At 63.9% G+C, this 24,671-nt stretch carries 25 protein-coding genes and 1 tRNA gene; 14 read left to right on the top strand and 12 right to left on the bottom strand.

The window, feature by feature from the left end; all coding sequences use genetic code 11:
* Positions 1-103: 103 nt before the first annotated feature.
* Positions 104-901: a YwiC-like family protein gene (locus tag ACXIUA_RS05470; RefSeq protein WP_457976323.1), complete on the bottom strand. Its 798-nt coding sequence runs from the start codon at positions 899-901 to the stop codon at positions 104-106.
* Positions 902-1,257: 356 nt separating this feature from the next.
* A complete protein-coding gene (locus ACXIUA_RS05465; RefSeq protein WP_457976322.1) occupies positions 1,258-3,594 on the bottom strand; it encodes a DEAD/DEAH box helicase in 2,337 nt (778 codons plus the stop codon).
* 158 nt (positions 3,595-3,752) lie between these two features.
* Between ACXIUA_RS05465 and ACXIUA_RS05460 the strand changes: the two genes are divergently transcribed.
* Positions 3,753-3,956 (top strand): cold-shock protein, encoded by a 204-nt coding sequence (locus tag ACXIUA_RS05460; protein WP_070363240.1) that lies wholly within the window; start codon positions 3,753-3,755, stop codon positions 3,954-3,956.
* Between the two features lie 216 nt (positions 3,957-4,172).
* Here the strand turns inward: ACXIUA_RS05460 and ACXIUA_RS05455 are convergent, their stop codons facing one another.
* Positions 4,173-4,799 carry a DedA family protein gene (locus ACXIUA_RS05455; protein WP_070363238.1) on the bottom strand — a complete coding sequence of 209 codons (627 nt, stop codon included), beginning with the start codon at positions 4,797-4,799 and terminating at the stop codon, positions 4,173-4,175.
* Between the two features lie 156 nt (positions 4,800-4,955).
* Here ACXIUA_RS05455 and topA point away from each other — a divergent pair, with 156 nt between their 5' ends.
* Entirely contained in the window at positions 4,956-7,802 is a 2,847-nt protein-coding gene (gene topA / locus ACXIUA_RS05450; protein WP_457976321.1) for a type I DNA topoisomerase, read from the top strand.
* A 6-nt stretch (positions 7,803-7,808) separates the two neighbouring features.
* Here topA and ACXIUA_RS05445 read toward each other — a convergent pair whose 3' ends face one another.
* Positions 7,809-9,335, bottom strand: a complete 1,527-nt coding sequence (locus tag ACXIUA_RS05445; RefSeq protein WP_070975175.1) for an adenylate/guanylate cyclase domain-containing protein — start codon at positions 9,333-9,335, stop codon at positions 7,809-7,811.
* Positions 9,336-9,382: 47 nt separating this feature from the next.
* Between ACXIUA_RS05445 and ACXIUA_RS05440 the strand changes: the two genes are divergently transcribed.
* Both ACXIUA_RS05440 and ACXIUA_RS05435 read left to right on the top strand, forming a co-directional pair.
* A complete protein-coding gene (locus tag ACXIUA_RS05440; protein WP_284818795.1) occupies positions 9,383-10,576 on the top strand; it encodes a DNA polymerase III subunit delta' in 1,194 nt (397 codons plus the stop codon).
* 49 nt (positions 10,577-10,625) lie between these two features.
* Positions 10,626-10,698 (top strand) — tRNA-Thr (locus ACXIUA_RS05435).
* Between the two features lie 491 nt (positions 10,699-11,189).
* On the opposite strand, the gene glxR is transcribed toward ACXIUA_RS05435, so the two are convergent.
* On the bottom strand, positions 11,190-11,873 hold the full coding sequence (glxR, locus tag ACXIUA_RS05430; protein ID WP_070363256.1) for a CRP-like cAMP-activated global transcriptional regulator GlxR: 684 nt from the start codon (positions 11,871-11,873) through the stop codon (positions 11,190-11,192).
* Between the two features lie 223 nt (positions 11,874-12,096).
* On the opposite strand from glxR, the gene nth reads away from it, so the two are divergent.
* The 3 genes from nth to ACXIUA_RS05415 are packed head-to-tail and all read left to right on the top strand — an operon-like array spanning position 12,097 to position 14,602.
* Complete coding sequence (gene nth / locus ACXIUA_RS05425; protein WP_256006005.1) at positions 12,097-12,870, top strand: endonuclease III; 774 nt, start codon at positions 12,097-12,099, stop codon at positions 12,868-12,870.
* Positions 12,867-13,421, top strand: coding sequence for a TlpA family protein disulfide reductase (locus ACXIUA_RS05420; protein WP_320072383.1), 555 nt, complete (start codon positions 12,867-12,869; stop codon positions 13,419-13,421). Before nth ends, ACXIUA_RS05420 begins: the two co-directional genes overlap by 4 nt.
* A complete protein-coding gene (locus ACXIUA_RS05415) occupies positions 13,421-14,602 on the top strand; it encodes a MarP family serine protease (protein ID WP_457976320.1) in 1,182 nt (393 codons plus the stop codon). Before ACXIUA_RS05420 ends, ACXIUA_RS05415 begins: the two co-directional genes overlap by 1 nt.
* Here ACXIUA_RS05415 and ACXIUA_RS05410 read toward each other — a convergent pair whose 3' ends face one another.
* From ACXIUA_RS05410 to ACXIUA_RS05400, 3 genes are all read right to left on the bottom strand, one after another.
* Positions 14,603-15,166, bottom strand: coding sequence for an alpha/beta fold hydrolase (locus ACXIUA_RS05410; protein ID WP_457976319.1), 564 nt, complete (start codon positions 15,164-15,166; stop codon positions 14,603-14,605).
* A 66-nt stretch (positions 15,167-15,232) separates the two neighbouring features.
* Positions 15,233-15,745 (bottom strand): phage holin family protein, encoded by a 513-nt coding sequence (locus ACXIUA_RS05405; RefSeq protein WP_070363251.1) that lies wholly within the window; start codon positions 15,743-15,745, stop codon positions 15,233-15,235.
* An 81-nt stretch (positions 15,746-15,826) separates the two neighbouring features.
* On the bottom strand, positions 15,827-16,633 hold the full coding sequence (locus tag ACXIUA_RS05400) for an HAD family hydrolase (RefSeq protein WP_457976317.1): 807 nt from the start codon (positions 16,631-16,633) through the stop codon (positions 15,827-15,829).
* Positions 16,634-16,786: 153 nt separating this feature from the next.
* On the opposite strand from ACXIUA_RS05400, the gene ACXIUA_RS05395 reads away from it, so the two are divergent.
* The 7 genes from ACXIUA_RS05395 to ACXIUA_RS05365 all read left to right on the top strand — a co-directional run bounded on the left by ACXIUA_RS05395 (position 16,787) and on the right by ACXIUA_RS05365 (position 20,999).
* The gene (locus ACXIUA_RS05395; protein WP_457976316.1) at positions 16,787-17,773 is read left to right on the top strand and encodes a septum site-determining protein Ssd; all 987 of its coding nucleotides are present in this window, start codon (positions 16,787-16,789) and stop codon (positions 17,771-17,773) included.
* A 35-nt stretch (positions 17,774-17,808) separates the two neighbouring features.
* On the top strand, positions 17,809-18,861 hold the full coding sequence (locus ACXIUA_RS05390; RefSeq protein WP_457976324.1) for a TadA family conjugal transfer-associated ATPase: 1,053 nt from the start codon (positions 17,809-17,811) through the stop codon (positions 18,859-18,861).
* The gene (locus tag ACXIUA_RS05385) at positions 18,858-19,607 is read left to right on the top strand and encodes a type II secretion system F family protein (protein WP_256006017.1); all 750 of its coding nucleotides are present in this window, start codon (positions 18,858-18,860) and stop codon (positions 19,605-19,607) included. The genes ACXIUA_RS05390 and ACXIUA_RS05385 overlap by 4 nt, the downstream gene beginning before the upstream one ends.
* Positions 19,604-20,158: a type II secretion system F family protein gene (locus ACXIUA_RS05380; RefSeq protein ID WP_256006018.1), complete on the top strand. Its 555-nt coding sequence runs from the start codon at positions 19,604-19,606 to the stop codon at positions 20,156-20,158. Before ACXIUA_RS05385 ends, ACXIUA_RS05380 begins: the two co-directional genes overlap by 4 nt.
* Positions 20,159-20,235: 77 nt before the next feature.
* Positions 20,236-20,406 (top strand): DUF4244 domain-containing protein, encoded by a 171-nt coding sequence (locus ACXIUA_RS05375; RefSeq protein ID WP_083290824.1) that lies wholly within the window; start codon positions 20,236-20,238, stop codon positions 20,404-20,406.
* 3 nt (positions 20,407-20,409) lie between these two features.
* Positions 20,410-20,673 carry a hypothetical protein gene (locus ACXIUA_RS05370; protein ID WP_457976315.1) on the top strand — a complete coding sequence of 88 codons (264 nt, stop codon included), beginning with the start codon at positions 20,410-20,412 and terminating at the stop codon, positions 20,671-20,673.
* Positions 20,674-20,675: 2 nt separating this feature from the next.
* Positions 20,676-20,999 carry an Rv3654c family TadE-like protein gene (locus ACXIUA_RS05365; RefSeq protein WP_457976313.1) on the top strand — a complete coding sequence of 108 codons (324 nt, stop codon included), beginning with the start codon at positions 20,676-20,678 and terminating at the stop codon, positions 20,997-20,999.
* 57 nt (positions 21,000-21,056) lie between these two features.
* On the opposite strand, the gene ACXIUA_RS05360 is transcribed toward ACXIUA_RS05365, so the two are convergent.
* From ACXIUA_RS05360 to ACXIUA_RS05345, 4 genes are all read right to left on the bottom strand, one after another.
* On the bottom strand, positions 21,057-21,383 hold the full coding sequence (locus ACXIUA_RS05360; protein ID WP_457976311.1) for a type II toxin-antitoxin system HicB family antitoxin: 327 nt from the start codon (positions 21,381-21,383) through the stop codon (positions 21,057-21,059).
* Positions 21,370-21,669, bottom strand: a complete 300-nt coding sequence (locus ACXIUA_RS05355) for a toxin HicA (protein ID WP_457976309.1) — start codon at positions 21,667-21,669, stop codon at positions 21,370-21,372. The genes ACXIUA_RS05360 and ACXIUA_RS05355 overlap by 14 nt, the downstream gene beginning before the upstream one ends.
* A 314-nt stretch (positions 21,670-21,983) precedes the next feature.
* Positions 21,984-23,144: a restriction endonuclease subunit S gene (locus ACXIUA_RS05350; protein WP_457976308.1), complete on the bottom strand. Its 1,161-nt coding sequence runs from the start codon at positions 23,142-23,144 to the stop codon at positions 21,984-21,986.
* A gap of 12 nt (positions 23,145-23,156) precedes the next feature.
* The coding region (locus tag ACXIUA_RS05345) for an N-6 DNA methylase (RefSeq protein WP_457976307.1) at positions 23,157-24,671 on the bottom strand (1,515 nt) is incomplete at its 5' end.

The following is a 24,671-nucleotide window of genomic DNA, read 5'->3' as shown; positions in this document are numbered from 1 at the left end:
GGCGTCATTCTAACAACCGTGCGGGACAGAAGAGAACGGTGTCCTGGTACTCTGCTCTGCACTCAACTAAACGAGGGCAACGTCATGCTAGTCATGCGTCGTTCTAACCAGTGAGCAGCACTCCAAGCGCCGCGAGCGCCGCCAGGACGCACGGCAGGACCTCCGCCTTGCCGATGTCCTTGGCGGTCCACCGCTTTCCGCGACGCGCGCTCAGTGGGAAGTACACCGCGCGGGCCAGTGCCAACACCAGTACCGCGACCATCCACCAACCGAACCCAACAAGGAGGGCATATACGACCATCACCACGATTGCCACCACGTGGTAGCCGATACTGAACGCCAACATGGCGCTGCTGCCGCGGTCACGCACCATCGTCTTAACCAGCGGCACCGTCCCGGTGAAGTAGAGCGCCAAAAACGTCGTTGCCACCATCGCCGGGCTGGACCAGCCAGTCGGCAACCCGGCTAGGTGCGCGATCACCGCGACCAACAGCGCGGAGGCGACCGTCGTCGCCGTGCCACTGGCCAGCGAGCGCGGCCTGCGTTGCAGTGTTTCCCACACAGCGATCCAGACCAGCGGAGCGTAGCACCACGCCCACTCGAGCACCGACGGGTCGAGGACGACCACGATCGCTACCGCAACCAGGGAGATCGCTCCGTAGGTGAGTACCGGCGGCATGTACTGGCGGCGACGCTCCACAGTGCGTGCCCGGGCCGCCTGGCCGAACGTGAAGAACGCGCAATATCCAATAAACCACGCAATCAACAACCACACGATCGCGGCCGGGAAACGCTCGGTGCCGAACGCGACGCCAAGGGTCCCCACAATGGCGGGGGTGAGCGCCATCGCCCACGCGCCGTGCTGGTTTGGGATCCACATGCGGAGTGTGCGTTTATCCATGCCCCGCAGTGTATCAATCAAAAGGACTACGATTAAGCTGAAAAATCAATAACCCCGGCGATTTACTCCTACTTTCGTAGTGCAGGGATCGTTCCGGGGCTTTCGAGGTAAAGGATAGCATTTCCGTTCGCTAGGGGCTGTGATGGGATTTGGTGCGTGCTGCAACAAGGTGTGCACCAAAATCCCGCTTTTCGGGATGGCGCCGTGGCGTTTCCCCAGGTCGCGACCCCTGCGCAAAGGGATTTGGTGTCACCCCAGCAGAACCGAGTGACAAAGGACGCAACCCACTTTTTGCGACCTGGGCTTTTGCCGGATTCGGCCGACCGGATTGCGTCCTTTGTCACTCGCTCCCCGATCTATGCACCAAATTCCCGGTTTTCCGCGTCCACGGACGACACCTTACTCAGGAGCGCCAACACCTTCAGCGCTGCCTGCTTGTCCAGTGGCTGGTTCCCGTTGCCGCACTTTGGCGACTGGATACAGGACGGGCAGCCGTGCTCGCACGGGCAGGACTCCACCGCGCCGTAGGTGGCGGTGATCCACGTGTGGAAGCGGGCGAAGCCTTCGTCGCTCATGCCGGCGCCGCCGGGGTGGCCGTCGTATACGAATACTGTGGGCAGCAGTGTGTCTTGGTGGAGGGCCGTCGATACGCCGCCGATGTCCCAGCGGTCGCACGTCGCGATGAGGGGCAGCAGCCCGATTGCTGCGTGCTCCGCCGCGTGTAGCGCGCCGGGCACTTCGCCCGCGCTGATGCCCAGGGAGTCCAGGACCAGCGGGTCGATCGTGTATGCGACCGCGCGGGTTTCCAGGTGTTGCGCGGGCAGGTCCAGTGGGATGTGTTCGCTGACCGAGCCGTCCGCCAGGCGGACAACGTAGCCGGTGACGCGGTCGGTGACCTCGACGTCCACGCTGGCCACCCACACGCCCTTCGCAAGCTGGCGGGTCTCGTGAGTTTCGCCCAGGATGCGGATGTCCGTCGTGGAACGGGCGCGGGTGGTGTAGTCGGGCTGCGCGGGCTCCACGAGCGCTACGTAGTCGTCCAGGTTGAGCTCCTGCACCACGAAGTGTTCGCCCTGGTGCACATACACGGCACCCTCGTGGACCTGGGTGAGCGCGCGGGCGGCATCGACGGTGCCCAGGAGGCGGCCGTCGCTGACGTCCACGATCATCACCTCGGCACCTGCGCCGCCGCGGATAGAGACGGTCACATCGGCGTCGGGCGCCGGGAACCAGCCGCGGGGACGCTTGCGCAGCAGGCCCTCCTCGCACATCTGCTCCACCACGTCGTGGGCGCCGAAGTCGTCGACGTCCTTCGAGGTCAGCGGGCGCTCAAGTGCTGCGTGGTAGAGGTGGCCGCGCAGGATATACGGGTTCGACGGGTTGAACACGCTGCGCTCCACCGGGCGGCCCAGCAGTGCCTCGGGGTGATGGACCAAAAACGCATCCATTGGCTCGTCGCGGGCAACGAGCACCACCAGTGAGCCCTGCCCGCGGCGCCCCGCCCGGCCCGCCTGCTGCCGAAACGATGCCACCGTACCCGGGTAGCCCGCCATCACCACGGCGTCGAGCCCGCCGACGTCGATACCTAGCTCGAGCGCGTTCGTCGTGGCCATGCCCAGGATCTCGCCCTCGTCCAGGGCGCGCTCCAGCGCACGCCGGTCCTCCGCCAGATAACCCGCCCGATACGCCGCGATTCGCTGAGCAAAATCCGGCCTCCCCGCAGCGCTCAAATCCTCCTGCGCGCGCATCGCCACGATCTCCGCCGCCGGCCGCGAGCGCACAAACGTCAAGGTCCGCGCCCCCTCACGCACCAACCACCCCATTATCGACGCCGCCTCCGTCGTCGCCGCGTACCTCACCGGGGCACCGTGCTCTCCCTCCGCGCCCTCGATGAAACCCGGCTCCCACAACACCACCGTGCGCTCACCCGTCGGCGCCGTATCCACATCCACCGCCCGAACCGGCCTGCCGCACAGCAGCTCCGCGTGCTCCGCCGGGGCCGCCGACGTCGCCGACGCAAACACCAACGTCGGCTCCGAACCGTACGCGCGGGCGAGGCGAAGCAGGCGTCGAAAAACAAGAGACACATTGGCGCCGAACACCCCTCGGTAGGTGTGCGACTCATCCACCACGATGAAGCGCAGGTGGCGCAACAGGCGCGCCCACCGCTCATGCGAACCAAGGATGCTCGCGTGCAGCATGTCAGGATTCGTGAACACAAACCGCGACTGATCCCGAATCGCGCGCCGCGCATCAACCGGCGTATCCCCGTCATACGGCGCCGGCGTAATCCCAGGCAGATCCTTCGTCAAGGCAAGTGTCGCCTGCAACTGATCTGACCCCAGCGCCTTCGTCGGCGTGATGTACAGCGCACACGCCCGCTCGTCCGCCGCCAGCGCAGACAGCACCGGCAGCTGATACCCCAACGACTTACCTGACGACGTCCCCGTCGCCACCACAACGTCCTCACCCCGCCAGGCCGCCTCGGCACACTGCTGCTGATGGCGAAACAGCCGCTGCACACCGCGCTCCTCCAGCGCATGACGCAGCGCCGGATGCACCCACTCGGGCCACTCGCCGTACTCCGCCGGGCGCGCCGGAATCTCCTCCACGTGCGTGATCGTGGAGTGGGGGAACTGCTCGCGAAGCCCGCGAACGAGCTCGCCCCCAAAAGAACCAAAATCCTGCTTCATGACACAGCAAAGTATGCCAGTTTGTGGCACACTGGTTGGCAGTAACAAATTTTGTGCGCGCCTTCAACGGTGCTCGCGAGGGATTGTTTACGCGGGCGCCAGGACATCAGCCCTGGTGGACGGCTTCATTTATCCATCTTTTGAAAGGGAACACACCAATGGCTACAGGCATCGTGAAGTGGTTTAACGCAGAAAAGGGCTTCGGCTTCATCGCTCCCGACGACGGCTCCGCCGACGTCTTCGTCCACTACTCCGAGATCCAGGGCAGTGGCTTCCGCACCCTCGAGGAGAACCAGAAGGTCGAGTTCGAAATCGGCGAGGGCGCCAAGGGCCCACAGGCCCAGCAGGTCACCGCTCTCTAATCTATATAGGTGCACACCCCGGCTCCGGCCGGGGTTTTTGCTTTTGAGTTCCATTCACGTGCCAGTGCCAATAGACGCAATTCCTTCCGGGGGATTCGAGAAAAGCCCAGGTCGTGAAAAGTGGGGTGCGTCCTTTGGCACTGGCTCCTGTTTACTAGCACCAAATTCCCTCGCCGAAATTAGCCACCTGGGAAGCACGCGCGCAGCACTCAAGACCTACACGGCGGAGACGCCGCGCCGGACGTCGAAAAGTTCGAAGATGTAGGACTGGATGCGCTGCATGATCCAGCCAACGAGGGCGCCGAGGGCGATGCCGACGATCATGCCGAGGAGGGGGAAGTCGGAAAGGAGGGAGCCGCCGGCGTAGCCGAGGCCGACTGAGAGGCAGGCCCAGATGATGACGCCGATGGTGTCGTAGAGGAAGAACGCGAACCAGTTGTATCGCACGCTGCCCAGCACGATCGTGGCGACCCACCTGGCCCAGGGAAGGAACCTGGCGACGAGGACGGTAATGCCGGCGCCGCGGTTCATGTTGCGGCGCACCCAGTCGATGGCTTGGCCGGCTTTGGAGTTGGGGTCGAGGCGGTCGACGACGTGGATGAGGCGTCCGCCGAGGAGGAAGCAGATGTTGTCGCCGATGATGCCGCCGATGATGGCGGCGGCGATGATGCCCCACGCGTTGGGTACGCCTTGGGATGCGGAGAAGGCGCCGGAGAGGTTGAGGACGGTTTCGGAGGGGATGAGGGGGATGAGTGCGTCGCCGAGGATGAGGAGTACGACGAGTGGGTAGAAGAGGGGTGTGCCCATCAGGGTGTGGAGGAAGCCGATGAGGGAGTCGATCATCTGGGGTTTTGCCTCCTTGAGTGCCCGATGGTGCTCATGGGGGTTCAGTGTAGTTGGTGGGGGTGAAAACGGAGAGTTGTAGGGTTGCTATTTGATTGTCTGATACAACTTATGTGAGTTAACGAACATAGTTCTTGAAGTGAGGTGTCACGAAGCGTGGCTGAAGACGGCAAGACCCTCGTCATCGTGGAGTCCGCGACGAAGGCGAAGAAGATCCAGAAGTATCTGGGAAGTGACTACATTGTGGAAGCTTCCGTGGGGCACATTCGTGATCTTCCGGGCCGCGCTGCTGACATCCCCGCGAAGTACAAGAAGGAACCGTGGGCGAAGTTGGGTGTGAATCCAGAGTCTGGGTTTGCACCTATATATGTTGTCAGTCCTGACAAGAAGAAGGTTACTGATCTTCGTTCGAAGTTGAAGCAGGCGGACAAGCTGCTGCTGGCGACAGACCCGGACCGCGAGGGTGAAGCTATCGCGTGGCACTTGCTTGAGACGTTGAAGCCGAAGGTTCCGGTGGAGCGCATGGTGTTCAACGAGATTACGGAGTCGGCGATTCGGGAGGCTGCGGAGAATACCCGTGAGCTGGATATGGATCTTGTCGACGCCCAGGAAACCCGTCGCATCCTGGACCGGTTGTACGGCTACGAGGTCTCTCCGGTGCTGTGGAAGAAGGTCATGCCGCGGCTTTCGGCGGGTCGTGTGCAGTCGGTGGCTACGCGTGTGATTGTGGAGCGTGAGCGCGAGCGCATGGCGTTCATCCCGGCGGAGTACTGGGATGTGACCGCGACGTACGGTGGGGGTACGGCGTTTGACGCGAAGCTCGTGGCAATTAACGGTTCGCGGATTGCGCAGGGGAAGGACTTTGATGATCGCGGTCGGCTGAAGGGGTCGGCTGAGGGGGTTGTGGTCGTCGATAAGCAGGTGGCGGAGGAGCTTGCTGGGGCGCTGAAGGGCACCTCGATGACGGTGAGCGGCGTGGAGGAGAAGCCGTACAGCCGCAAGCCGTACGCACCCTTTATGACGTCCACTCTGCAGCAGGAGGCGGGGCGGAAGCTGCGCTTTACGTCGGCGCGTACGATGCGTATTGCGCAGCGCCTGTACGAGAACGGTCACATTACATATATGCGTACGGATTCGACGTCGCTGTCGCAGCAGGGTTTGTCGGCGGCGCGAGCTGCAGCGACGGAGCTCTACGGCGCGGAGTACGTGGCGGACAAGCCCCGTATTTACGACCGGAAGGTGAAGAACTCGCAGGAGGCGCACGAGGCGATCCGCCCTGCTGGTGAGCGTTTTGCTACGCCGGGGCAGCTGTCGAAGGTGCTGGACGCGGAGGAGTTTAAGCTCTATGAGCTGATTTGGCAGCGCACGGTTGCCTCCCAGATGGAGAACGCCCGCGGGAACTCGACGAAGGTGATCATCGAGGGTGATTTCGGTACTGAGTTCGCCGCAACCGGCCGCACGATTACGTTCCCGGGCTGGCTGCGCGCCTACTCGGACACCCGTGACAGCGAGACGCACCTGCCGCAGCTCACCGCTGGCGACGAGCTGCCTACCACCGCGATTTCGGCGGATGGGCACTCCACGAACCCGCCGGCTCGCTACACCGAAGCGAGCCTGGTGAAGAAGATGGAGGACCTGGGGATTGGGCGTCCGTCGACGTATGCGTCGATTATTAAGACGATCCAGGACCGCGGCTACGTCTTCTCCCGCGGCAACGCGCTGGTGCCTAGCTGGGTCGCGTTTTCTGTGGTTGGGCTGTTGGAGAATAACTTCGACGCCCTGGTGGACTACGACTTCACGTCCTCGATGGAGGACGAGCTCGATGAGATCGCGCACGGCAACGAGGACCGCACCCGCTGGCTGACTAGCTTCTACTTCGGCGACGCTGACGCCAGCGACAACACCGCCGAGGCGATTGCGCGCCGCGGTGGCCTCAAGCACATCATTGAGGACAACCTCGAGCGTATCGACGCCCGCCAGGTCAACTCCCTGAAACTCTTCGACGACGCGGAGGGTCGCGCCGTCAACGTGCGCGTGGGCCGCTACGGGCCATACATGGAACGCCAGGTGGGCGTCACCGCCGAGGGCGAGCCGGAGTACCAGCGCGCCAACATCCCGGAGGCGACCACGCCTGATGAGGTCACCCTGGAGCTGGCGGAGAAACTGTTCGCCACCCCGCAGTCCGGCCGTGAGCTGGGCGTGAACCCGGCCAACGGGCGCATGGTGGTGGCCAAGGAGGGCCGCTTCGGCCCCTACGTCACCGAGAAACTCGGCGACGACGAGCTGGAGAAGGCGCAAGCCCACGCCGAGGAAGTCATCGCCGAGGAGCGCGCCGCCGAGGACAAGCAGCGCGCCGAAGAGGGCAAGCGGAAGAAGAACTGGGACACCAAGACGGCCGCGAAGCAGAAAGAAAAACGCATGACCGAGCTCGTCGAGGAGCAGCTCAAGCCCGCGACGGCGTCCCTGTTCCAGTCGATGGACCCGGCCTCGGTCACGCTTGAGCAGGCGCTGCAGCTGCTGAGCCTGCCGCGCGAGGTGGGCGTCGACGATGGGGAAGTGATCACGGCGCAGAACGGACGCTACGGCCCGTACCTGAAGAAGGGCTCCGACTCGCGCTCCCTGGCCAGCGAGGAGCAGATCTTCAGCATCACGCTGGAGGAGGCGCGCCGTATCTACGCGGAGCCGAAGCGCCGCGGACGCGGGGCGGCGAAGGCGCCGCTGAAGCTGCTCGGGGACAACGACGTCTCCGGCAAGCCGATGTCCATTAAGGACGGCCGCTTCGGACCGTACGTCACCGACGGCACCACCAACGCGTCCCTCCAGCGTGGCGATACCCCGGAGACCATGACGGACGAGCGCGCAAACGAGCTGCTGTCTGCGCGCCGGGCCCGCGAGGCGGAGAACCCGAAGCCAGCCAAGAAGGCCGCGCGTAAGGCCACGCGGAAGAAGGCGACGAAGAAGACGACGCGCAAGAAGGCGACGAAGAAGGCCACCAAGAGCTAGTAGCGGCTAGTAGCGGTCCGCCAGGGTGGAACGCACCGGGCGGGCCAGCTGTGTCATGCGGTTGCGCCCGCGCAGCTCCACGGACTTCATCAGCGTCCAGCGCTGCTGCTCGACCTCGTTGGCGGCGCGCAGTGTTGCGGCGTTGGTGAGCACGCAGCCCGGGGTGTCCTTGGCCAGCTCGGTGAGGCGGGCGGCGGCGTTGACGGCGTCGCCGATCACAGTGTATTCGAAGCGGTCAGAGCCGCCGATGTGGCCGGCGACCACGTGCCCGGAGGCCACCCCGATGCCTGCCTGCAGTTCCAGGCCCGCCAGCTCGCGGCGGAGTTCGCGGGCGGCCTGGAGAGCGTGGGAGGCGGCGTCGTGGATGGAGACGGGCGCGCCGAACACGGCCAGGGCGGCGTCGCCCTGGAACTTGTTGATCACGCCCTTATTGCGGTGCACCACCTCAACGACGATCTCGAAGAAGTTGTTCAGCGCGGCCACGACCTGCTCCGGGGTGTGGTTGACGGCGAAGGTGGTGGAGCCGATCACGTCGATGAATACGACGGCCACGCGGCGGTCCTCCCCGCCGAGCTCCGGCTTCTCCTCGAGCGCCTTCTGGGCGACCTCGGTGCCGACGTAGCGGCCGAAGATGTCTCGGACGCGCTGGCGCTCGTTGAGGCCGCGCATCATCTCGTTGAACCCGGCTTGTAGTACGCCGATTTCGGAGCCGTCGTAAATGTCGACCTGGGTGTTACGCTCCCCGCGGCGCACCTTATTGATGGCTTCCTGCAGCTCCTTGATGGGGTCCACCACGCTCATGATGGCGAACGCAGTGCCGATGAAGCCGGTGGCCAGTGCGGTGAGCGTCAGCGCGAGCACGGCAGGCATGAGCTCGCCGGGGCGGTTGTAGAAGAAGCCGTGGCGCTGCGCGAAGAACAGGGCGAGCACTCCGAACATTGGCACGGCGGAGGTGGTGAACCACGTCAGGTATAGGCGGTGCTTGATCGGCGGCTCCAGGGTGGAGTCCTCGAAGCGCCGCGCGAGTGCCGACGCCGCCACCGGCCGCACCAGGCGCTCTGCCTGCAGATATGTCATCACGGCAGTGACGAAGCACGCCAGCGACGTAGACCCTAAGGTCACGATTGCCAGCTGGTGGTCGATGCGCCAGGCGGCCACAGTGATGATCATGATGCCGATGGCCCACACCCCGACCACGATCACGGTCTGCAGCACCGGGATGCGCATGACCAGGTTGCGCACCATGTTTGGGTCGTGGTCATCGGGACTGAGCTGCCACTCCAGCACCGGCCGGAACAGGAAGAAGGTGACCACGATGCCCACGAAGATGGCAAAGCAGAAGTAGGCCGCGCCGAGGAAGCCGAGGCTTTCGTCGTGAATGTTGAGTTGCTGCACCTCCCGCATGGGGATGAGGAAGCGCACGAACAGCATGATCAGCACGGCGCCGAGCACGTTGGTTCCGAGCACAGTTGCGGCGTAGAGGGGCCACGAGGTGCCCCACAGCCATTTGAAACTGCGCCAGAATCGTTCCATGCTGTAACACTTTAGCGGGTTTTCGCCCTGCTGTACGCTTGGGGCTTGTGCCTACCGTGAGTCAATTACTTGCCGACGCCCCCTCCGTCCAGCAGGTCATCATGAACGCTGCCGCGGCCGCCCGGGGGATCGGCGATGCCCGCGCGATGACGCACTCCTGGCTGTTCACGGGGCCTCCCGGTTCGGGGCGTTCCAACGCGGCGCTCGCGTTCGCGGCTGCGCTGGTGTGCACGGACCCTGACGAGATCGGCTGCGGGCGCTGCAAAGGCTGCCGCGACGCGCTGTCCTCCCAGCACACCGACGTCATGCACGTGGTGCCCAAGGAACTCACGATTAAGGTGAAGGAGACCCGCGAGTACATCGCGCAGGCCGCCCGCATGCCGACGGTCGCCCCCTGGCGCGTCCTCATCATCGAGAACGCCGACCGCCTCGGCCAGGACGCCTCCGACGCGCTGCTGAAAACGGTGGAGGAGCCCCCAGCCCACACCGTGATTATCCTGTGCGCGCCGTCGACGGACCCGGAGGACTTCTCCCAGACGCTGCGCTCCCGCTGCCGGCACCTCTATATCCCCGCGCCCTCCGAGGACGAGGTGGTGCGCATCCTGATGCAGGAGGAGGGCGCCACGGAGTCCGACGCCCGCCTGGCCGCCGCCACCACGCTGCGCCACGTGGGCCGCGCGCGTCGGATGGTCAACGACAAATCCGTACAGATTCGCCGCGCCCAAGCCATCAACCTTGCCGAGTTGGTCTTCCACGGCGCCCAGGCCTTCCAGGCCGTCGCCTCCCTAGTGAAGGCCACTGAGAAAACCGCCGTCGAGGACTACGCCGAGGAGGACGCCGAGGAGCGCGCCAAACTCGAGCAGGCGCTCGGCGTCGGTGCGAAGGGCAGGGGAGCGGCGAAGGCGCTGCGCGGGGCGTCCGCCTCCGTCAAGGCGCTCGAGGCGAGCCAGAAAGCGCGCGGCACCCGCCGCAAGCGCGACGTCTTCGACCTCATCCTCGTGGACCTCGCTGGCATCTACCGTGATGCCCTCGCCGTTCAATCCGACGCCCAGGTCTCACTGACCCACCCCGACTTCCAGCCGCTGGCCGCAGAACTCGCCGAGAAAGTCCGCCCCGAAGGGCTCGTGGCGTGCCTCGACGCTATCGCCCAGTGTCGACTGCGCCTCCAGCAGCAGGTGAGCCCCGTCGTGGCGTTCAACGGGATGCTCGGCCGCATCCGCCTCGCCTGTGACGCCCGCTGAACTGGCAGTTTCGTAGATTCTTGGCGGTGCTGTAATATTGTGCAGCGTTGCCACCTTAGCTCAGTCGGCAGAGCGTCTCACTCGTAATGAGAAGGTCGCGAGTTCGATTCTCGCAGGTGGCTCAATGAAAACACCAGCTAGAACACGGTTTTAGCTGGGGTTTTGTCGTGTGCGGGGCGGTGCCCGGTACGCACTGGGGGTACACACGGGTTAAGCGACAAAATGTGTGCTTTTCTCGGCGTGTCGACTTAAGCGACAATATGTGTGCTTTTTCGGGGCTCGGCCCAAACCGCCCCGCCCCCACAACCCATCACGATCTAACACCCAACCACGTTCACAACCACTTGACATAAAGCGTTTGGGCAGGCCGGTCTGCAAAAGCCCAGGTCGCTGAAACCGAGTGTGGGAATTTGGTGCACACTCCCAGGGCTCCAGTGCCAAGGGACGCAATCCAGAAGAAACTAGACATTCAAACAGCCTGGTAGTAAAAGGTCTACCTAAAAGAGGGTGCGTCCTTTGGCACTGACGGTGAAAGAGGTCCCCACAAGTGCAGAAGAAAACCCCCGGGGAAGGCCCGGGGGCTCACAAAACAGGCAAAAACTAGAACAGCAGCCTACCGCGCGCGGCGGGCGAGGTGCTCCGTGTTCACGATGACCACGGACTTGCCTTCGAGGCGGATCCAGTCGCGGTGGGCGAAGGTTGCCAGGGCTTTGTTGACGGTCTCGCGGGAGGCGCCGACAAGCTGGGCGATTTCTTCCTGGGTGAGGTCGTGGTTCACGCGCAGGACGCCGCCTTCCTGGGTGCCGAACCGGTTGGCCAGCTGGAGGAGGGTTTTGGCAACGCGGCCGGGGACGTCGGTGAAGATGAGGTCGGCGAGGGACGCGTTGGTGCGGCGGAGGCGGCGGGCCAGGACGCGGAGGAGCTGCTGGGAGATTTCAGGGTGGTTGTCGATCCACTTCTTCAGCAGCGTGGAGTCCATGGTGGCCGCGGTGACTTCGGTGACGCACACTGCGGAGGAGGTGCGTGGTCCTGGGTCGAAGATGGACAGTTCGCCGAACATGTCGGAGGGGCCCATGACGGAGAGGAGGTTTTCGCGTCCGTCGGGGGCGTGGCGCGCGAGTTTCACTTTGCCGCTGATGATGATGTAGAGGCGGTTGCCGGGTTCACCTTCGTCGAAAATGGTGGTGCCGCGGTTGAAGGTGACTGTTTCCATGTCTTGGATCAGTGCTGCGACGGCCGCGGGATCCACGCCTTGAAATATGCCCGCGCGGGCGAGAATTTCGTGTGCGCCTTCCATGAATCCTCCTTGTGGACGGGTGTGACAGTCCCGTGTCGGTTGTCACGTTAGCTCTTGAAGTGTGCGTGAGTCACACCACACTGGAACTGTACCACTAGTCGACGACTGCGGACTCTAGGTGTTCCATTCCTATGGTGAACAGCCCGAGAATGAGGGGAATCGCGACGACTAAGAGTACTGCCATGCGTCCATCGTATCGCTTACCCCGTTAAGGTGAGAAAGCATGTCTGGTTCGTTGACGCCGCAGCAGCGGCGGGTCCCTGGTAAGCATCCGGTGTTGAAGGGGGAGGTGTCGCCGTTGGCGCGGAAGCGTCGCGCGCGGAGGATTAATCGTACGCTGGCGAAAGCGTTCCCTGATGCCCATGCGGAGTTGGATTTTTCGAACCCGCTGGAGTTGCTTGTGGCGACGGTGTTGTCGGCGCAGACGACGGATGTGCGGGTGAATCAGGTCACCCCCGCGCTGTTCCGGGCGTACCCGACGGCGGCGGATTATGCGGCGGCGTCGCAGGCGGAGGTGGAGGAGATCATTCGCCCGACGGGTTTCTTCCGTGCGAAGGCTGCGAACTTGATTGGGTTGGGGCAGAAGTTGGTGTCGGATTTTGGTGGTGAGGTGCCGGTCGCGTTGGAGGACTTGGTCAGCTTGCCGGGTGTGGGGCGCAAGACGGCGCACGTTGTGCGGGGGAATGCGTTTGGGAGGCCGGGGCTGACCGTCGATACGCATTTTCAGCGTTTGATGCACAGGCTGAAGCTTATCGACGCCTCCTTGGGCTCGAACGCGGTGAAGATTGAGCATGCTGTGGCGGAGTTGATTGAGCCTTCGGAGTGGACGATGTTTTCGCATCGGATCATTTTTGAGGGCCGGAGGGTGTGTCATGCCAAGTCGCCGGCGTGTGGTGTCTGCCCTATCGCGTACGATTGTCCCAGCTTTGGTCTGGAGGGTCCGACGGATCCTGCTGAGGCGGCGAAACGTGTCAAGGGCGAGATGGAGCAGGTGTGAGCGCGAGTAGGTCGGTGGTTGCGAGCGTCGCTGCGATTGTGGTGGTGTCGGCGCTGGTGGTTGGGGGTGCGTGGCAGTTGTTGCGCCCTGGGGAACCGGCGCAGCCGGGTAACCAGCCCGCCACGACGGCGCAGGTGGCGCAGCGCCCGGATTGCCCGGGCCCGACTGTGGCCGGCGTCGCGTTGCCGTGTTTGGGTGGGGAGTCGGGCCAGGAGTCGGAGTCGGGCTTGACGGTGGTGAACGTGTGGGCGTGGTGGTGCGAGCCGTGCCGCGCGGAGTTGCCGTTGTTTGACGCGCTGGCGGAGGCGCACCCGGACGTGCGCGTGGTGGGTGTGCACGCGGATGGTAACGCTGCGAATGGGGCGGCGTTGTTGGGGGATCTGGGTGTCGATGTGCCGAGTTACCAGGACGGTGAGAATGCGTTCGCGGGCGCGTTGGGGCTGCCTGCGGTGGTGCCGTTGACGTTGGTGTTGCGCGATGGGCGGCAGGTTGGGTTGTTCCCGAAGGAGTTCCACTCGCTGGAGGAGCTTGAGGAAGCGGTGGGGCTCTAGTGCTTATCGACGTCCTCATCCTCATCATCGTGCTCGCCGCCTGTGTGAGCGGTTGGCGGCGCGGTGCGTTTTCGGCGGTGCTGTCGGCGCTGGGCATTGTTGCCGGTTTGACGCTCGCGGTGGTGGGGCTGCCGCCGCTGATTCAGCGGGCGGACGCGCAGTGGGAGCGCGTGGCGGTGCTGATTGTGGTGGTTGTGCTGGTGGTTTGCCTGGGGTCCTTCGCGGGCTCGACGGTGGGTGACTGGATGCATGACAGGTTCCGTCGGAAGTCGGCGCAGCGTCTCGATTCGCTGTTTGGTGCCCTGTTCCAGGGGGCCGTGGCGGTGGCGTTGGTGTGGTGCGTGTGTATGCCGTTGGCGGCGTCGTTGCCGGGGGCGTGGGCGAAGCACTTGCAGAGCTCGCGGGTGCTCACGCAGATTGATGCTGCGATGCCGGCGGCGGGCAAGCAGTTGCCGTCGCAGGTGGCGGCGGTGCTGGCGGATTCGGGTCTGCCGCCGCTGATTTCCCCGTTTGCCTCGGATGGGCATGCGGAGGTCGACGCCCCGGACCCGTCGGTTGCGCGCCCCGAGCTTGTCGACGCCGTCCGCGCCTCCGTGGTGCACGTGATGGGGGACGCGGAGTCCTGCAGTCGGCGGCTGATGGGCTCCGGATTCGTGATCGAGGACGGTTACGTGCTCACCAACGCGCACGTGGTGGCGGGTACGGAGACGGTGTCCTTGGACACGGTGCTTGGGGTGAAGAAGGCCAAAGTGGTCTTCTACGACTCGGAGGCGGACATCGCGGTGCTGCACGCGGAGGCGCTGGGGATCGCGCCGCTGCGCTGGGCGGAGGGCACGCTGCGCACCGGCGACAGCGCCCTGGTGATGGGTTTCCCGGAGTCCGGCCCGTTTGAGGCGATGCCGGTGCGGGTGCGCAACCAAGTCAGCCTGTCTGGCCCCGATATTTACGCGAAGCGGCACGTGCAACGCCAGGTGTACACGATCCGCGGCAATATCCGTCAGGGCAACTCGGGTGGACCGATGCTGACCCCGTCCGGCGGTGTCGCGGGCATGGTGTTCGGTACCTCTGTGGACGCCACGGAGACCGGTTACGTGCTCACCGCGCAGCAGATCCTGGAGCGTACGGGCGAGATCGCTGGGCTGCGTGAGCAGGTTGGTACGGGGGCGTGCGTCGGGCGCTAGCTACATGCGGGCTTCGATGCGCGCGAGCTCCAGAATGTAGGGCAGCGCGTTGGTGATGTGGGTGCCGTCCCGGCGCAGGCGCAGGTGGTCGGCGGTGGCGTCCTCGGGCTGGTTGCGTAGCAGGTCACGCAGCCACAGTTGGTCGAAGAGGGCCGGGAAGTGGCGGTAGAGGGGCGTCGGCACAAAGGCGGCTTTGCTGCCGGTCCATGGTGCTGAGGTGTGGCGCGTGACCAGGTGCGGGGAGCGTTCCCGCAGCGTGTTCGTGATCACGGTGGAGGCGCCAGCGCTGATCACCTCCGCGGAGTCGTGGCCCAGCGTGTGGATTGCGCCCTTCAGGTCACCGGCGTGCAGCAGGAGGGCGTCGCCGCTGCGGCGCACCGGCTTGTCGGACAGGCCGCAGCCACGCAGGTCGAGGGCTGCGACGTGATAGCCGGAATCGGCGAAGTCGGCGATGCGGTTGCGGTAGTCATACCAGCCGCCGAACGCGCTGTGCAGCAGCAACAGCAGCGGATTCGTAGGGTCGCCCGCGACGGCCGCATGCAGGCGCAACCCACGAGTGTGCAACCACTCGTGGGTAAAAGGACCAGGTAGGTCGATAGCCGAAGGGGACGTCGAAAAGTCTGGCACGCCCTAGTTCGAGCCCGTGTAGAGCCCCGAGCTGTCCTTGGCAAGGTTCTTCTGTGCCTGGCCTGGGCGCAGGTTCTTCAGCTCGTTGACGGAATCGATGGTCTTCTTCGGCGCGCGGATCTTCTTCAGGCTCTTCACGCCGACCAGCGCCAGGATGCCCGCCAGGGCGATCATGATGGCGAAGACGATCAGGAACGCCCAACCCCGGTGCATCCAGGAGGACAGCATCTCGGCGAATGCGAAGAAAAGGAAGAAGGAGGAGTACAGGGCGATAACACCCGCGACGCCCAGGAGGCCGCCGCCGACGGCGCCCTTCTTGGCCTCGCCGATGACCTCGGCCTTGGCCAGCTCAATCTCGCCGCGAACAAGCGTGGAAACTTGCTCGGAGGCGTTCGAAATCAACGTACCGATGGAGTCCTTGCCCGGGTGGGTGACATCGGTGTCGTGCAAAGGAATCGAGTTAACCTTTGCGGACACTGCGGACGTTCCACTGGTGTACAGACCTTCGTTGCTCACTGTATGTTCAACCTTCCTGCGATTATTGAATGCACTCAACCCTAGCAACCATTGATGGGATTTGTCGCACACGCTCAGGGCTTAGGCAGACTTATCTTTCTTCATGGCCTTCGCCAGCAGCGTCCCTGCCACGGCCAACGCCGTCACGCCCGCGATGACGGACGCCCCGATCCCGACTTCTTTTGCGTTCGGCATCTGGATCAGCGGCTCCGGGTTCTTGAACGTCTGCACGTCCCAGCCCTCCGCCTGTGCGTGCTTGCGCAGCGCCCGGTCCGGGTTGACGGCGACGGGGTTGCCAACCAGCTCCAGCATGGGGATGTCGGTGGCAGAGTCGGAGTAGGCGTAGCTGCGATCCAGGTCGTAGCCGTGTTCGGCGACGAATTCGCGGATGGCTTCGGCCTTGGCGTCGCCTTTGAGGTAGCGGGTGATGCGGCCGGTGAGGGTGCCGTCGACAACCTCGACCTCGCTGGCCACAATCATGTCGATGCCCAGCTCCTTCGCAATCGGCGCCACCAGAATATTTGCCGACGCCGAAATAATAATGACGTCGTGGCCGAGCGCGCGGTGCGCCTCGATGAGCTCGCGGGCCTCCGAGTAGATCGCCGGGGTGATCACGTTGTGCATGGTCTCGGTGGTCACAGCGGTGACGTCCTCGACGCTCCAGCCGGTGATCATGTTGGCCAGGTTGTCGCGGGTGGTGTCCATCTTTTCGCTGCTCTGCCCGATGAGCATGTAGGCGGCTTTGGTCAGGTAGAGGTCCAGCGCTTCCTGGCGCGTGATCATGCCGTTGTTCAGGAACTCTTTGCCGAACGCGAACACGGACGACGTGGCGATGATCGTCTTATCCAGATCAAAAAACGCCGCTACCGGTGCCGAGTTCGAAGCCATGTGGCACATTCTAACGCCATATACACGAATATGTTGGGCAGTGCAGCGTTTTCTCCACAAAAGGAGGTTGAACGTTCAGGCAGCACGGGAGTTATCCACAGGCGCGGTACAAAGCGTTGTGACGGTGGTGCGCTGTGGGCGAAGCTCGAGGTCATGAGCACGCACAACATCACCATCGCCGTCAACGACGCGGCGCTGCACCCCGAGGCCATGCACCTCGCGGCGGCAACAGGGATGCCCGTCACCGACCTCAGTAGCGCCGAGCCGGCGGAGGTCGCCCGCCGTTGTGAGCAGGCCTTCGCCATACTTATCGACGCCCACTTCGCCACCCACCTGCCACCCGCGGTACTGCGCCGCCCGAACTGTTTCGAGCTCGGCCAACAGCGCGGTGCCTACGACGTCCCGGACCAGTCCGGGCAGCTGCTGCGCGCGCTCGGCGCGCTGCGGACCCCGAAGGACCACGAGAGAGGTCGGGTGATCGGTGTGGTTGGCGCGTCCGGCGGGGTGGGCGCCTCGACGTTCGCGGCGGCGTGCGCCAGGGCTGCGGCGCCCTCGACCCTGGTTGATGGGCACGTCCACTCGGGCGGGCTGGACCTGCTGCTCGGTATTGAGGAGGAGATCGGTGCCAGGTGGGGCGAGATCGCGATCGGGGAGGGCGCGGTCGCCCGCGAGGACGTGCGCCGCGCGCTGCCCGCCACCCCGGATGGTGTGGCGGTGATGACGTGTAGCAGGGAGGTCTCCCGGGCTGGTTTTGGGGATGATTTGGAGGGCCTTGAGGCGCTGGTGGAGGTGCTCGGCACCGGCGGGGTGACCGTGGTAGACGCCCCGTGCGCGCAGCTGCCCGCGCGCGTTGATGTGGTGGCGATCCTGGTCGCCCCGCAGGTCAGGGCGGTGTCTGCGGCGGCGCAGCTGGTCGCCGAGTGCGAGCGAGCCGGGCTGCGGCACGTGCTGGTGGTCAGGGACATCGGGTGGGCCGGCATCGGGGTGGATGAGATAGCGGCGATTGCGGGCTCGCGGGTGGTGGCCACCATCGGTCAGGTGCGCGGGCTGACGAAGCGCGTCGAGCAGCGCGGCCTGCCGCAGCGGTTGCCTACTGGGCTTGCGAAGGCGGCAAAAGCTGTGCTCGAGGAGGTGGCCTAGTGGATCGGGACTTGTTACTACGCGTGCAACGCCGCATGGCCGACGAGCCCGGGGAGGTCGACGCCACCCGGCTTGCGGCGCTGATCCGCGAAGAGGCCGTCGTTATCAGTGACGTGGACGTGCTGGCCGCGATGCGCCAACTTCGCGACGACACCTCCGGCGCCGGGCCCCTGGAACCGCTGCTCGCCGGCGGGGAGGTGACCGACATCTGCGTCAACGCCCCCGACCGCGTGTTCGTGGACCGCGGGCACGGCCTCGAGCGCAGCGAGATCCGCTTCGACTCCGAGGAGTCCGTGCGCCGACTGGCCACGCGCCTGGCGCTGCGCTGCGGGCGCCGCCTTGACGACGCCCAACCCTACTGCGACGGACATTTCCGCAGGCCGGACGGCTCGATTATCCGCTTCCACGCGGTGCTGGCGCCCACGGCCGTGGCGGGCACGTGCCTGTCGCTGCGCGTGCTGCGCACCACCACCGCCACCCTCGACGAGCTGGTGTCCAGCGGCACGATGGACGAGGAGCGCGCCGAGATGCTGCGCGAGATTGTTTGGGCCCGGCGCGCCTTCGTCATCGTGGGCGGGACCGGTTCAGGCAAGACGACGTTGCTCTCAGCGATGCTTGCAGAGGTGGCGCCGCACGAGCGGATCCTGGCGATCGAGGACACCCTGGAGCTGACCCCGAACCACCCGCACGTGCTGAACCTGAATACGCGGGCGGTGAACACGGAGGGCGCCGGCCAGGTCACGATTGCGGACCTTGTCCGCCAGTCGCTGCGGATGCGCCCGGACCGGATCGTGGTGGGGGAGATCCGCGGGGCGGAGGTGACGGACCTCCTCGCGGCGCTGAACACCGGTCACGAGGGCGGCGCTGGCACCTTGCACGCCAACGCGATCGAGGAGGTCCCGGCCCGGTTTGAGGCGCTCGCTGCGCTCGGCGGGATGGGGCGCGACGCCCTGCACGCGCAGCTCGCGCCAGCCCTGGACACGGTGATTGTGATGCAGCGCCGCCCCGACGGCCGCCGCGTCCTGCACCAGATCGGCGCCCTGGAGGGCAACCCGGTGACCACACGAGTGATCTGGCAGCGGCCATGACGTACCTGTTCGCATTCGCGGCCTGTGTGGCCTGGACGGGAGGGGTGCCTGTGCGTCGGATTCGCCCGCGTGCGGTGTCCTGGGGGTGGGTGCCGCCGGTGGCGCTCGCTGTGGCGCTGCTGGTCATCGTGACGGATCGCGCGGCGGTGGTTATCGCTGCCGCGCTCGCCGGGGCGACGGTGCTCTACGCCTACTCGCGGCGCCGCGCCGGGCAGGCGTTGGTGCGGCGCCAGGAGGCGGCCTCGCAGTTTCTCGGCCACATCAGCGCCAGCCTGCAGGCAGGTTCCTCGCTTCTCGACGCCACCCTTCGCGCCACCGACCAACTCCCCGACACCACCCCCACCGACCTGCTTGCCGACGCCTCCCTGTTCTGCCACGTGCTAAGCACCGGCGACGCCGCGGGGCTTCGCACCCCGGAGCTGTCCCGGGTGGAGGCCCTGTGGCGGGTCGGGGTGCAACGCGGCGTGCCGATCGCCTCCCTGGTCACCGCCGCACGCGAGGAGATCGACGCTGCGCTGCGCCACCGCGCCGCCACCGCCGCGGCGTTGGCCGGGCCGAAGACGAGCGCGGTGGTGCTCTCCCTGCTTCCGCTGGCCGGGATCGGTATGGGCGCCGCGATGGGGGCGCGCCCGCTGCACTTTTTGACCGGCACCAACTTGGGCGGGGTGCTGCTCATTGCCGGCACCGCGCTGGTGGGGGCCGGTTTCTGTACGTCACAACACATCATTGAAAGGGCAACCCAATGAGTACGTTTGTTACCGCTTTGTGCGTCGCTGGCGCGATGGCCGTCGCCGGGCACAGCCCACGCGGCCGGGTGGGGCGCGACGTGACCCGTGCGCCGAAGACCCCGCGGGACGGGCCGTCGCCAAGCCCCGGCAGGAGCGCAACCGACATCCGGCTCTTCGCGGCGTGCTGCCGCGCAGGCCTGCCGGTTGCCGCTGCCGCGGGCGCAGTGGCCGACACCCACGGCGAGGACCCAAGCCCCTGGCACACCGTGGCGGCGCTCAGCGCACTCGGGGCCGACCCGACACGCGCCTGGGCGGAGCTACACGCGGTGCCGGGTGGGGAGGAGCTCGCGCACCTGGTGGCCTTATCTAACACCACCGGCGCAACCCTCGCCGCGGGCTGCGAACGCATCGCGGTCAGCCTGACCGCGGACGCCGCCGACCACGCCACCGCCCGCGCCGAACGCGCCGGGGTGCTCATCGCACTCCCACTGACCGCCTTCTTCCTGCCGGCGTTCTTCGTCCTCGGCCTGGCGCCCGTGGTGGTCAGCCTGGGCCAAACCCTGTTTTAAAAACACCAACAACCAATAAGGAGATTTCAATGTCTACGAACTTTATCCACGCTGCCGCTGCCCGAATTATCACGCGTATGCAGGCGAAACTGTCCAACGACGACGGGCTTTCGACCATCGAATACGCCTTCGGGACTTTGGCTGCCGCGGCCCTTGCCGGGGTGCTCTACATGGTGGTCACCAGCAACGGCGTCTCGGACGCCATCGAAGGCGTCATCACCGACGCCCTGACCAACAAGCCGGGCTAGCCGATGAACACCATCGAGGCAGCGCTCTCCCTGAGCGCCCTGGTGGTCGTCGCCGGTGCGATCGTCGCGGGGCTGGCCGCGATGGGCGCCTACATCTCGGCGGTCGACATTGCCGGGGCGGCAGCCCGCGCGCACGCCATCGGCCTGGACTACGACCCGCCCACCGGGCGTGTCACCACCCAGGAACGCGGCGGCATGGTCACCGTGACCGCCCGCGTGCGCGGCATGGAGGCCACCGCCGTCTTCCCAACCGAGTTCGGAGGCTAGCCATGCTTGGTCAACTCCGAAACGACGAAGGCTCCGCATCCGTCACCACGGCCGGCATCATCGCCGCGGTGACCGCGCTGGCGATTGCGGTTGCGGCGGTGGTTGCCGGGGTGGCGAACTCTCACCGGGCGCGCGTCGCCGCCGACCTCTCGGCCGTCGCCGCGGCCACCGCCCTCTACCAAGGTGTCGACGCCTGCTCCGCCGCCAACGACACCGCCCAAGCCAATGGTGGAAGCGTCGAAACGTGCGAGGTTGACGAGCCAGACGTGCAGGTCAGCGTGCGCGTCGGCCGGGCCGTGCAGGCGGCGCGCGCCGGGCCGGTCTAGCGTTGCGAGTGCCGTCTCGTCGTGAGCATCTCAGTGCGTGTGTGGTCTGTGCGCCAGTTAGACGGACGCGAGTTTTTGATTGACTAGTGCGTTGAGAGAAATTCCCTCTGTTTTAGCGGCGATAACCAACCGCCGATGCAGCGACGGAGACGTGCGCACATTGAACTTCCCCGAATAGTTACGACTCCCCAATGGGACAGGAACCACCTCGCCGGAGGCCTCCATATCTTCGACAACCTCAGTCACAAGATGAAACAAACCGCGCTCGGCCTGGTGTCGATCCGCATCCAGCCACGACAGCGAAGGGAACTCAGCCACGGTCGCCACGTACTCCTGATCTTCTTCCGACCAGGAGACTTGATAGGTGTACTTATTGATGTCCATGCTGGCTACTCCGCTTCTTTCTTCTGCGTGCCCAGTTTCTCAATCGCTCGAGAACTTGGTTCACTTGATATGGCTTGGCCTTGCCCTTCGCATTTTGGATATTGACACGAGGATCACCCGGCCACGGGGTCTTGTAGGTGCGGTGCGACGTCTTTTTTGAGCTGCGGCTTTCAAAGTAGTGATCGCAGACTCTTTCCAAATCGGCAAATCTCACATTCTTTGGTGCCCGCTTCATTGCCCGCACGATGTCGGCGATACTTTTACCCGCACTGAAATAGTACTGCATATGGTACTAAGGAAAACTAATTGCGCCAGCTTGAACACCGACCGTTATCAGTCCGCCCCGCGGACACCTTGATGGGTTCATGCCGGGAAAGCTACTGGTAGCCGCAGTGCCGCGGACAGAGGAAGCAGCAGTGGCTCTTTACCGACGCCACTCCGGTCCACCACGTTTACCCCTAAACCCACCATCCCACTTCCGCGTGAACGGAGGACACCTATCCGCGCCGCGGAACTTTGCGACAATACCCGACGCCGTATGCAACGTTGGCAATCTGTCCGTCCCGCGGAATGTTGAATCTAGTTCGCTATCATCCAGTTCTAAAGTTCTCCCGCGAACGCACGAGAGGAGAGGGAAGCGTAGAGCTCTCGGAGCAGTTCGATCTTTCGATGAGATAGGAGGATTTCATTATCCACTTTGTGCAGCATCTCCTGCATACGGTTGAGAACGCCAGAATCTAAATCGGGAACTTTTAGCTTCGACAACTGTGTTTTGTTGATAGTTGCGATGCCGGTGGTCTGCTTAGCGCACTGTAGGAAGTATTGCTTAGAACGCTGCGAAGAAATAACTGCCATTAACGCTTCTGGGTTGTAGTTGGTTTCTTCGTTAAGTCTGCACCGGAAAATGTGGTTTTGATGAATTGCACCCTCGATTTCACCGCGCCACACGACACCGCGCCCGAGCTTGTCTGGGTCTCCTCCTTCGGTTAGAAGAATGTCTCCATTATGGAGCGCGAACCGACTCTTTTCGTTTTCAGTAATCGCGATGGTACTAACTGTTCCGAGGTCGAGGTAGCCGTCCTTAACATTTGATACCGCAAGATAGGGAGTTTCCGTCAAAAGGGCATCAGGGCGTACTTTTCGGCCTTTAGTGATCCCGGAAGATATCTCAGCAATTTGAGAAAGTGCAAGAGACGGAGCTTCCGAATTTTGCTCCAAGACTTTTTCAATTACGGATTTTCTAAGAAGCTGTCGAGCTGAAAGAGCTTCCAGAGAAAAATGTATTGCCTTCTCCACCGTGCCCAGAATCTTTGCGATGCGCTGCTGCTCCTCCAAGGGAGGCAGGGGAATTTTGCAGCTCATCAGCAAATCAGTTGGAATGCGCTGTCGGTTAGTTGCGCCGAAACTTTTTGCTTTGGCCTGTTTAGTAATGAAATCGCTTTTACACAGGCATTCCAGAAATCTTGGGGAAATCAGTTCTGTACGCAATGCAAATGTCGGGAAGTCTTTTGAGACAACCGCGCCATCTAAGAAAGGCGGAACAATTGCGAAGGCACCATTTCGGGCATCAATGCGGGAGTAGATAAAGTCTCCCGCGACAATTCTGTAACCGGAAGTCGTCGGTCGTGCTTTTGCAAGATCTACCTTGCGTTCAACAGCTCCAAGTCCATGGAGCTTAACCGTTACTTGTTGTATGGAGGCACTATCGAACGACTCGGTCTTAGTAGATCGTTCTTCAAGAACATCCCCCAGCTTCACCATCTCCCACCCCATCTAGATCAGCCCCTTAAGCGTGCTCATGGCGTCGGCGATCTGCGTGTCGAGGGCGTCAATGTCGGCAAGGATGTCCTGCGGGTTACGGGTTTCTTCGGCATCAAAAACGATTTCTTTGTACCGGTTCATCGACAGGTCGTAGTCCGTCTCGCGGATCTCATCGACAGGCACGGTAAAGGATGCTTCGGTACGCGCACGGTCTTGTTCGGCGGTCTGGTTGTGAAAGCGCGCCACAACGTCGGGGAGGTTATTCAGGCGCAGCTGGGCGTCGTCAAGTGGAGTGTCAGGCCAGGGGCCGAGTAGTTCCTCGGCGAGTAGCGGGGTGCGTTTGTCGTCGAGGGAGCGCCCGTCGGCGGTGATGTCATAGAACCAGATATGCTCATTTTGGCCCGGCGAGTCGGTGCGGGTAAAGCACACGATGGCAGTCGACACACCGGTGTACGGCTTAAACGCGCCGGACGGCAGTTTGATGATGCCATCGATTTTCTGGTTGTCCACAAGCTCTTTGCGCAGCGTCTTGTGCGCGCGCGTCGAGCCGAACAGCACACCCTCCGGCACAACGACAGCCGCCCTGCCACCGAGCTTTAACAAGGTCAGAAACCTTGCGATGAAGAGTAGTTCTGTTTTCTTCGTCTTTATCGACGCCAACTTTGGATCCAAAATGTCCTGGTTAATCGAGCCCGCAAACGGCGGGTTCGCCAGCAACACGTCGAACGCTTCAAGTCGCTCTGGCGCCAGCTCCTGCAGGGAGTCGAGGTAGGAAATGTTCGGGTCGCTAAAGCCGTGCATCACCATGTTCATCGCGGCGATGCGCACCATGGTGGAATCGAAATCGAAGCCGGTCAGGCCGTGGGCGAGGTACTGTTCGCGCTGCAGTTTGGTGGCGTCCTTGAAGTCGTCGCGCAGGTATTCGCTGGTGGCGGCGAGGAAACCTGCGGTGCCGCAGGCTGGGTCGATAAGCCGGTCGGTGATTGTTGGTTCGGTCAGCGCCACGATCAGCTCGATGATGTGGCTTGGTGTTCTGAACTGTCCGTTCGTGCCGGCGGTGGCCAGCTTGGACAACATGTACTCGTACAAGTCGCCCGTCATGTCCTTATTCGAGAACTCCAGCTTCGCGATCATCGTCGCCACCGTCGTCAGTGTTGCCGGGTTCGGAATCAGAAACGCCGCATCCTTCATATGCGTAACAAACCCGCTGTCACGCGCGGCGCCGAGCTGTTTGATGTAGTCAAACCCCTCACGGAACGCGGCGAAGCGCGCCTCCGGCGAATCGACGGCCAACAACTTGGAAAAGCGCAGGTGGTCGTGGGTGGCGTCGTAAAACACTTGGGTGTCATCCGGCTTTCCACCCAGTGTGTTGGCGAGGAACTCGGCTTGTGCTTGGCGCTCGTCGAGCTGGCGCATGAACAGCAGGTAGGTGAATTGTTCGATCACGGTGATCGGGTTGGAGATGCCGCCGGACCAAAAAGCGTCCCAAATGCGGTCTACCTGGGACTTTAGTGCGCCTGTAATCAT

The sequence above is a fragment of the Corynebacterium sp. UMB8791 genome (genome assembly GCF_054166365.1).
This window is presented reverse-complemented; position numbering and strand designations above follow the sequence as displayed.

Bases quoted from the DNA above. Each gene is read 5' to 3' on its own strand.
- ACXIUA_RS05470 (WP_457976323.1), bottom strand. From the start codon at position 901: ATGGATAAACGCACACTCCGCATGTGGATCCCAAACCAGCACGGCGCG.
- ACXIUA_RS05465 (WP_457976322.1), bottom strand. From the start codon at position 3,594: ATGAAGCAGGATTTTGGTTCTTTTGGGGGCGAGCTCGTTCGCGGGCTT.
- ACXIUA_RS05460 (WP_070363240.1), top strand. From the start codon at position 3,753: ATGGCTACAGGCATCGTGAAGTGGTTTAACGCAGAAAAGGGCTTCGGC.
- ACXIUA_RS05455 (WP_070363238.1), bottom strand. From the start codon at position 4,799: ATGATCGACTCCCTCATCGGCTTCCTCCACACCCTGATGGGCACACCC.
- ACXIUA_RS05445 (WP_070975175.1), bottom strand. From the start codon at position 9,335: ATGGAACGATTCTGGCGCAGTTTCAAATGGCTGTGGGGCACCTCGTGG.
- glxR (WP_070363256.1), bottom strand. From the start codon at position 11,873: ATGGAAGGCGCACACGAAATTCTCGCCCGCGCGGGCATATTTCAAGGC.
- nth (WP_256006005.1), top strand. From the start codon at position 12,097: ATGTCTGGTTCGTTGACGCCGCAGCAGCGGCGGGTCCCTGGTAAGCAT.
- ACXIUA_RS05400 (WP_457976317.1), bottom strand. From the start codon at position 16,633: ATGGCTTCGAACTCGGCACCGGTAGCGGCGTTTTTTGATCTGGATAAG.
- ACXIUA_RS05395 (WP_457976316.1), top strand. From the start codon at position 16,787: ATGAGCACGCACAACATCACCATCGCCGTCAACGACGCGGCGCTGCAC.
- ACXIUA_RS05390 (WP_457976324.1), top strand. From the start codon at position 17,809: ATGGCCGACGAGCCCGGGGAGGTCGACGCCACCCGGCTTGCGGCGCTG.
- ACXIUA_RS05385 (WP_256006017.1), top strand. From the start codon at position 18,858: ATGACGTACCTGTTCGCATTCGCGGCCTGTGTGGCCTGGACGGGAGGG.
- ACXIUA_RS05380 (WP_256006018.1), top strand. From the start codon at position 19,604: ATGAGTACGTTTGTTACCGCTTTGTGCGTCGCTGGCGCGATGGCCGTC.
- ACXIUA_RS05375 (WP_083290824.1), top strand. From the start codon at position 20,236: ATGCAGGCGAAACTGTCCAACGACGACGGGCTTTCGACCATCGAATAC.
- ACXIUA_RS05370 (WP_457976315.1), top strand. From the start codon at position 20,410: ATGAACACCATCGAGGCAGCGCTCTCCCTGAGCGCCCTGGTGGTCGTC.
- ACXIUA_RS05365 (WP_457976313.1), top strand. From the start codon at position 20,676: ATGCTTGGTCAACTCCGAAACGACGAAGGCTCCGCATCCGTCACCACG.
- ACXIUA_RS05360 (WP_457976311.1), bottom strand. From the start codon at position 21,383: ATGGACATCAATAAGTACACCTATCAAGTCTCCTGGTCGGAAGAAGAT.
- ACXIUA_RS05355 (WP_457976309.1), bottom strand. From the start codon at position 21,669: ATGCAGTACTATTTCAGTGCGGGTAAAAGTATCGCCGACATCGTGCGG.
- ACXIUA_RS05350 (WP_457976308.1), bottom strand. From the start codon at position 23,144: ATGGTGAAGCTGGGGGATGTTCTTGAAGAACGATCTACTAAGACCGAG.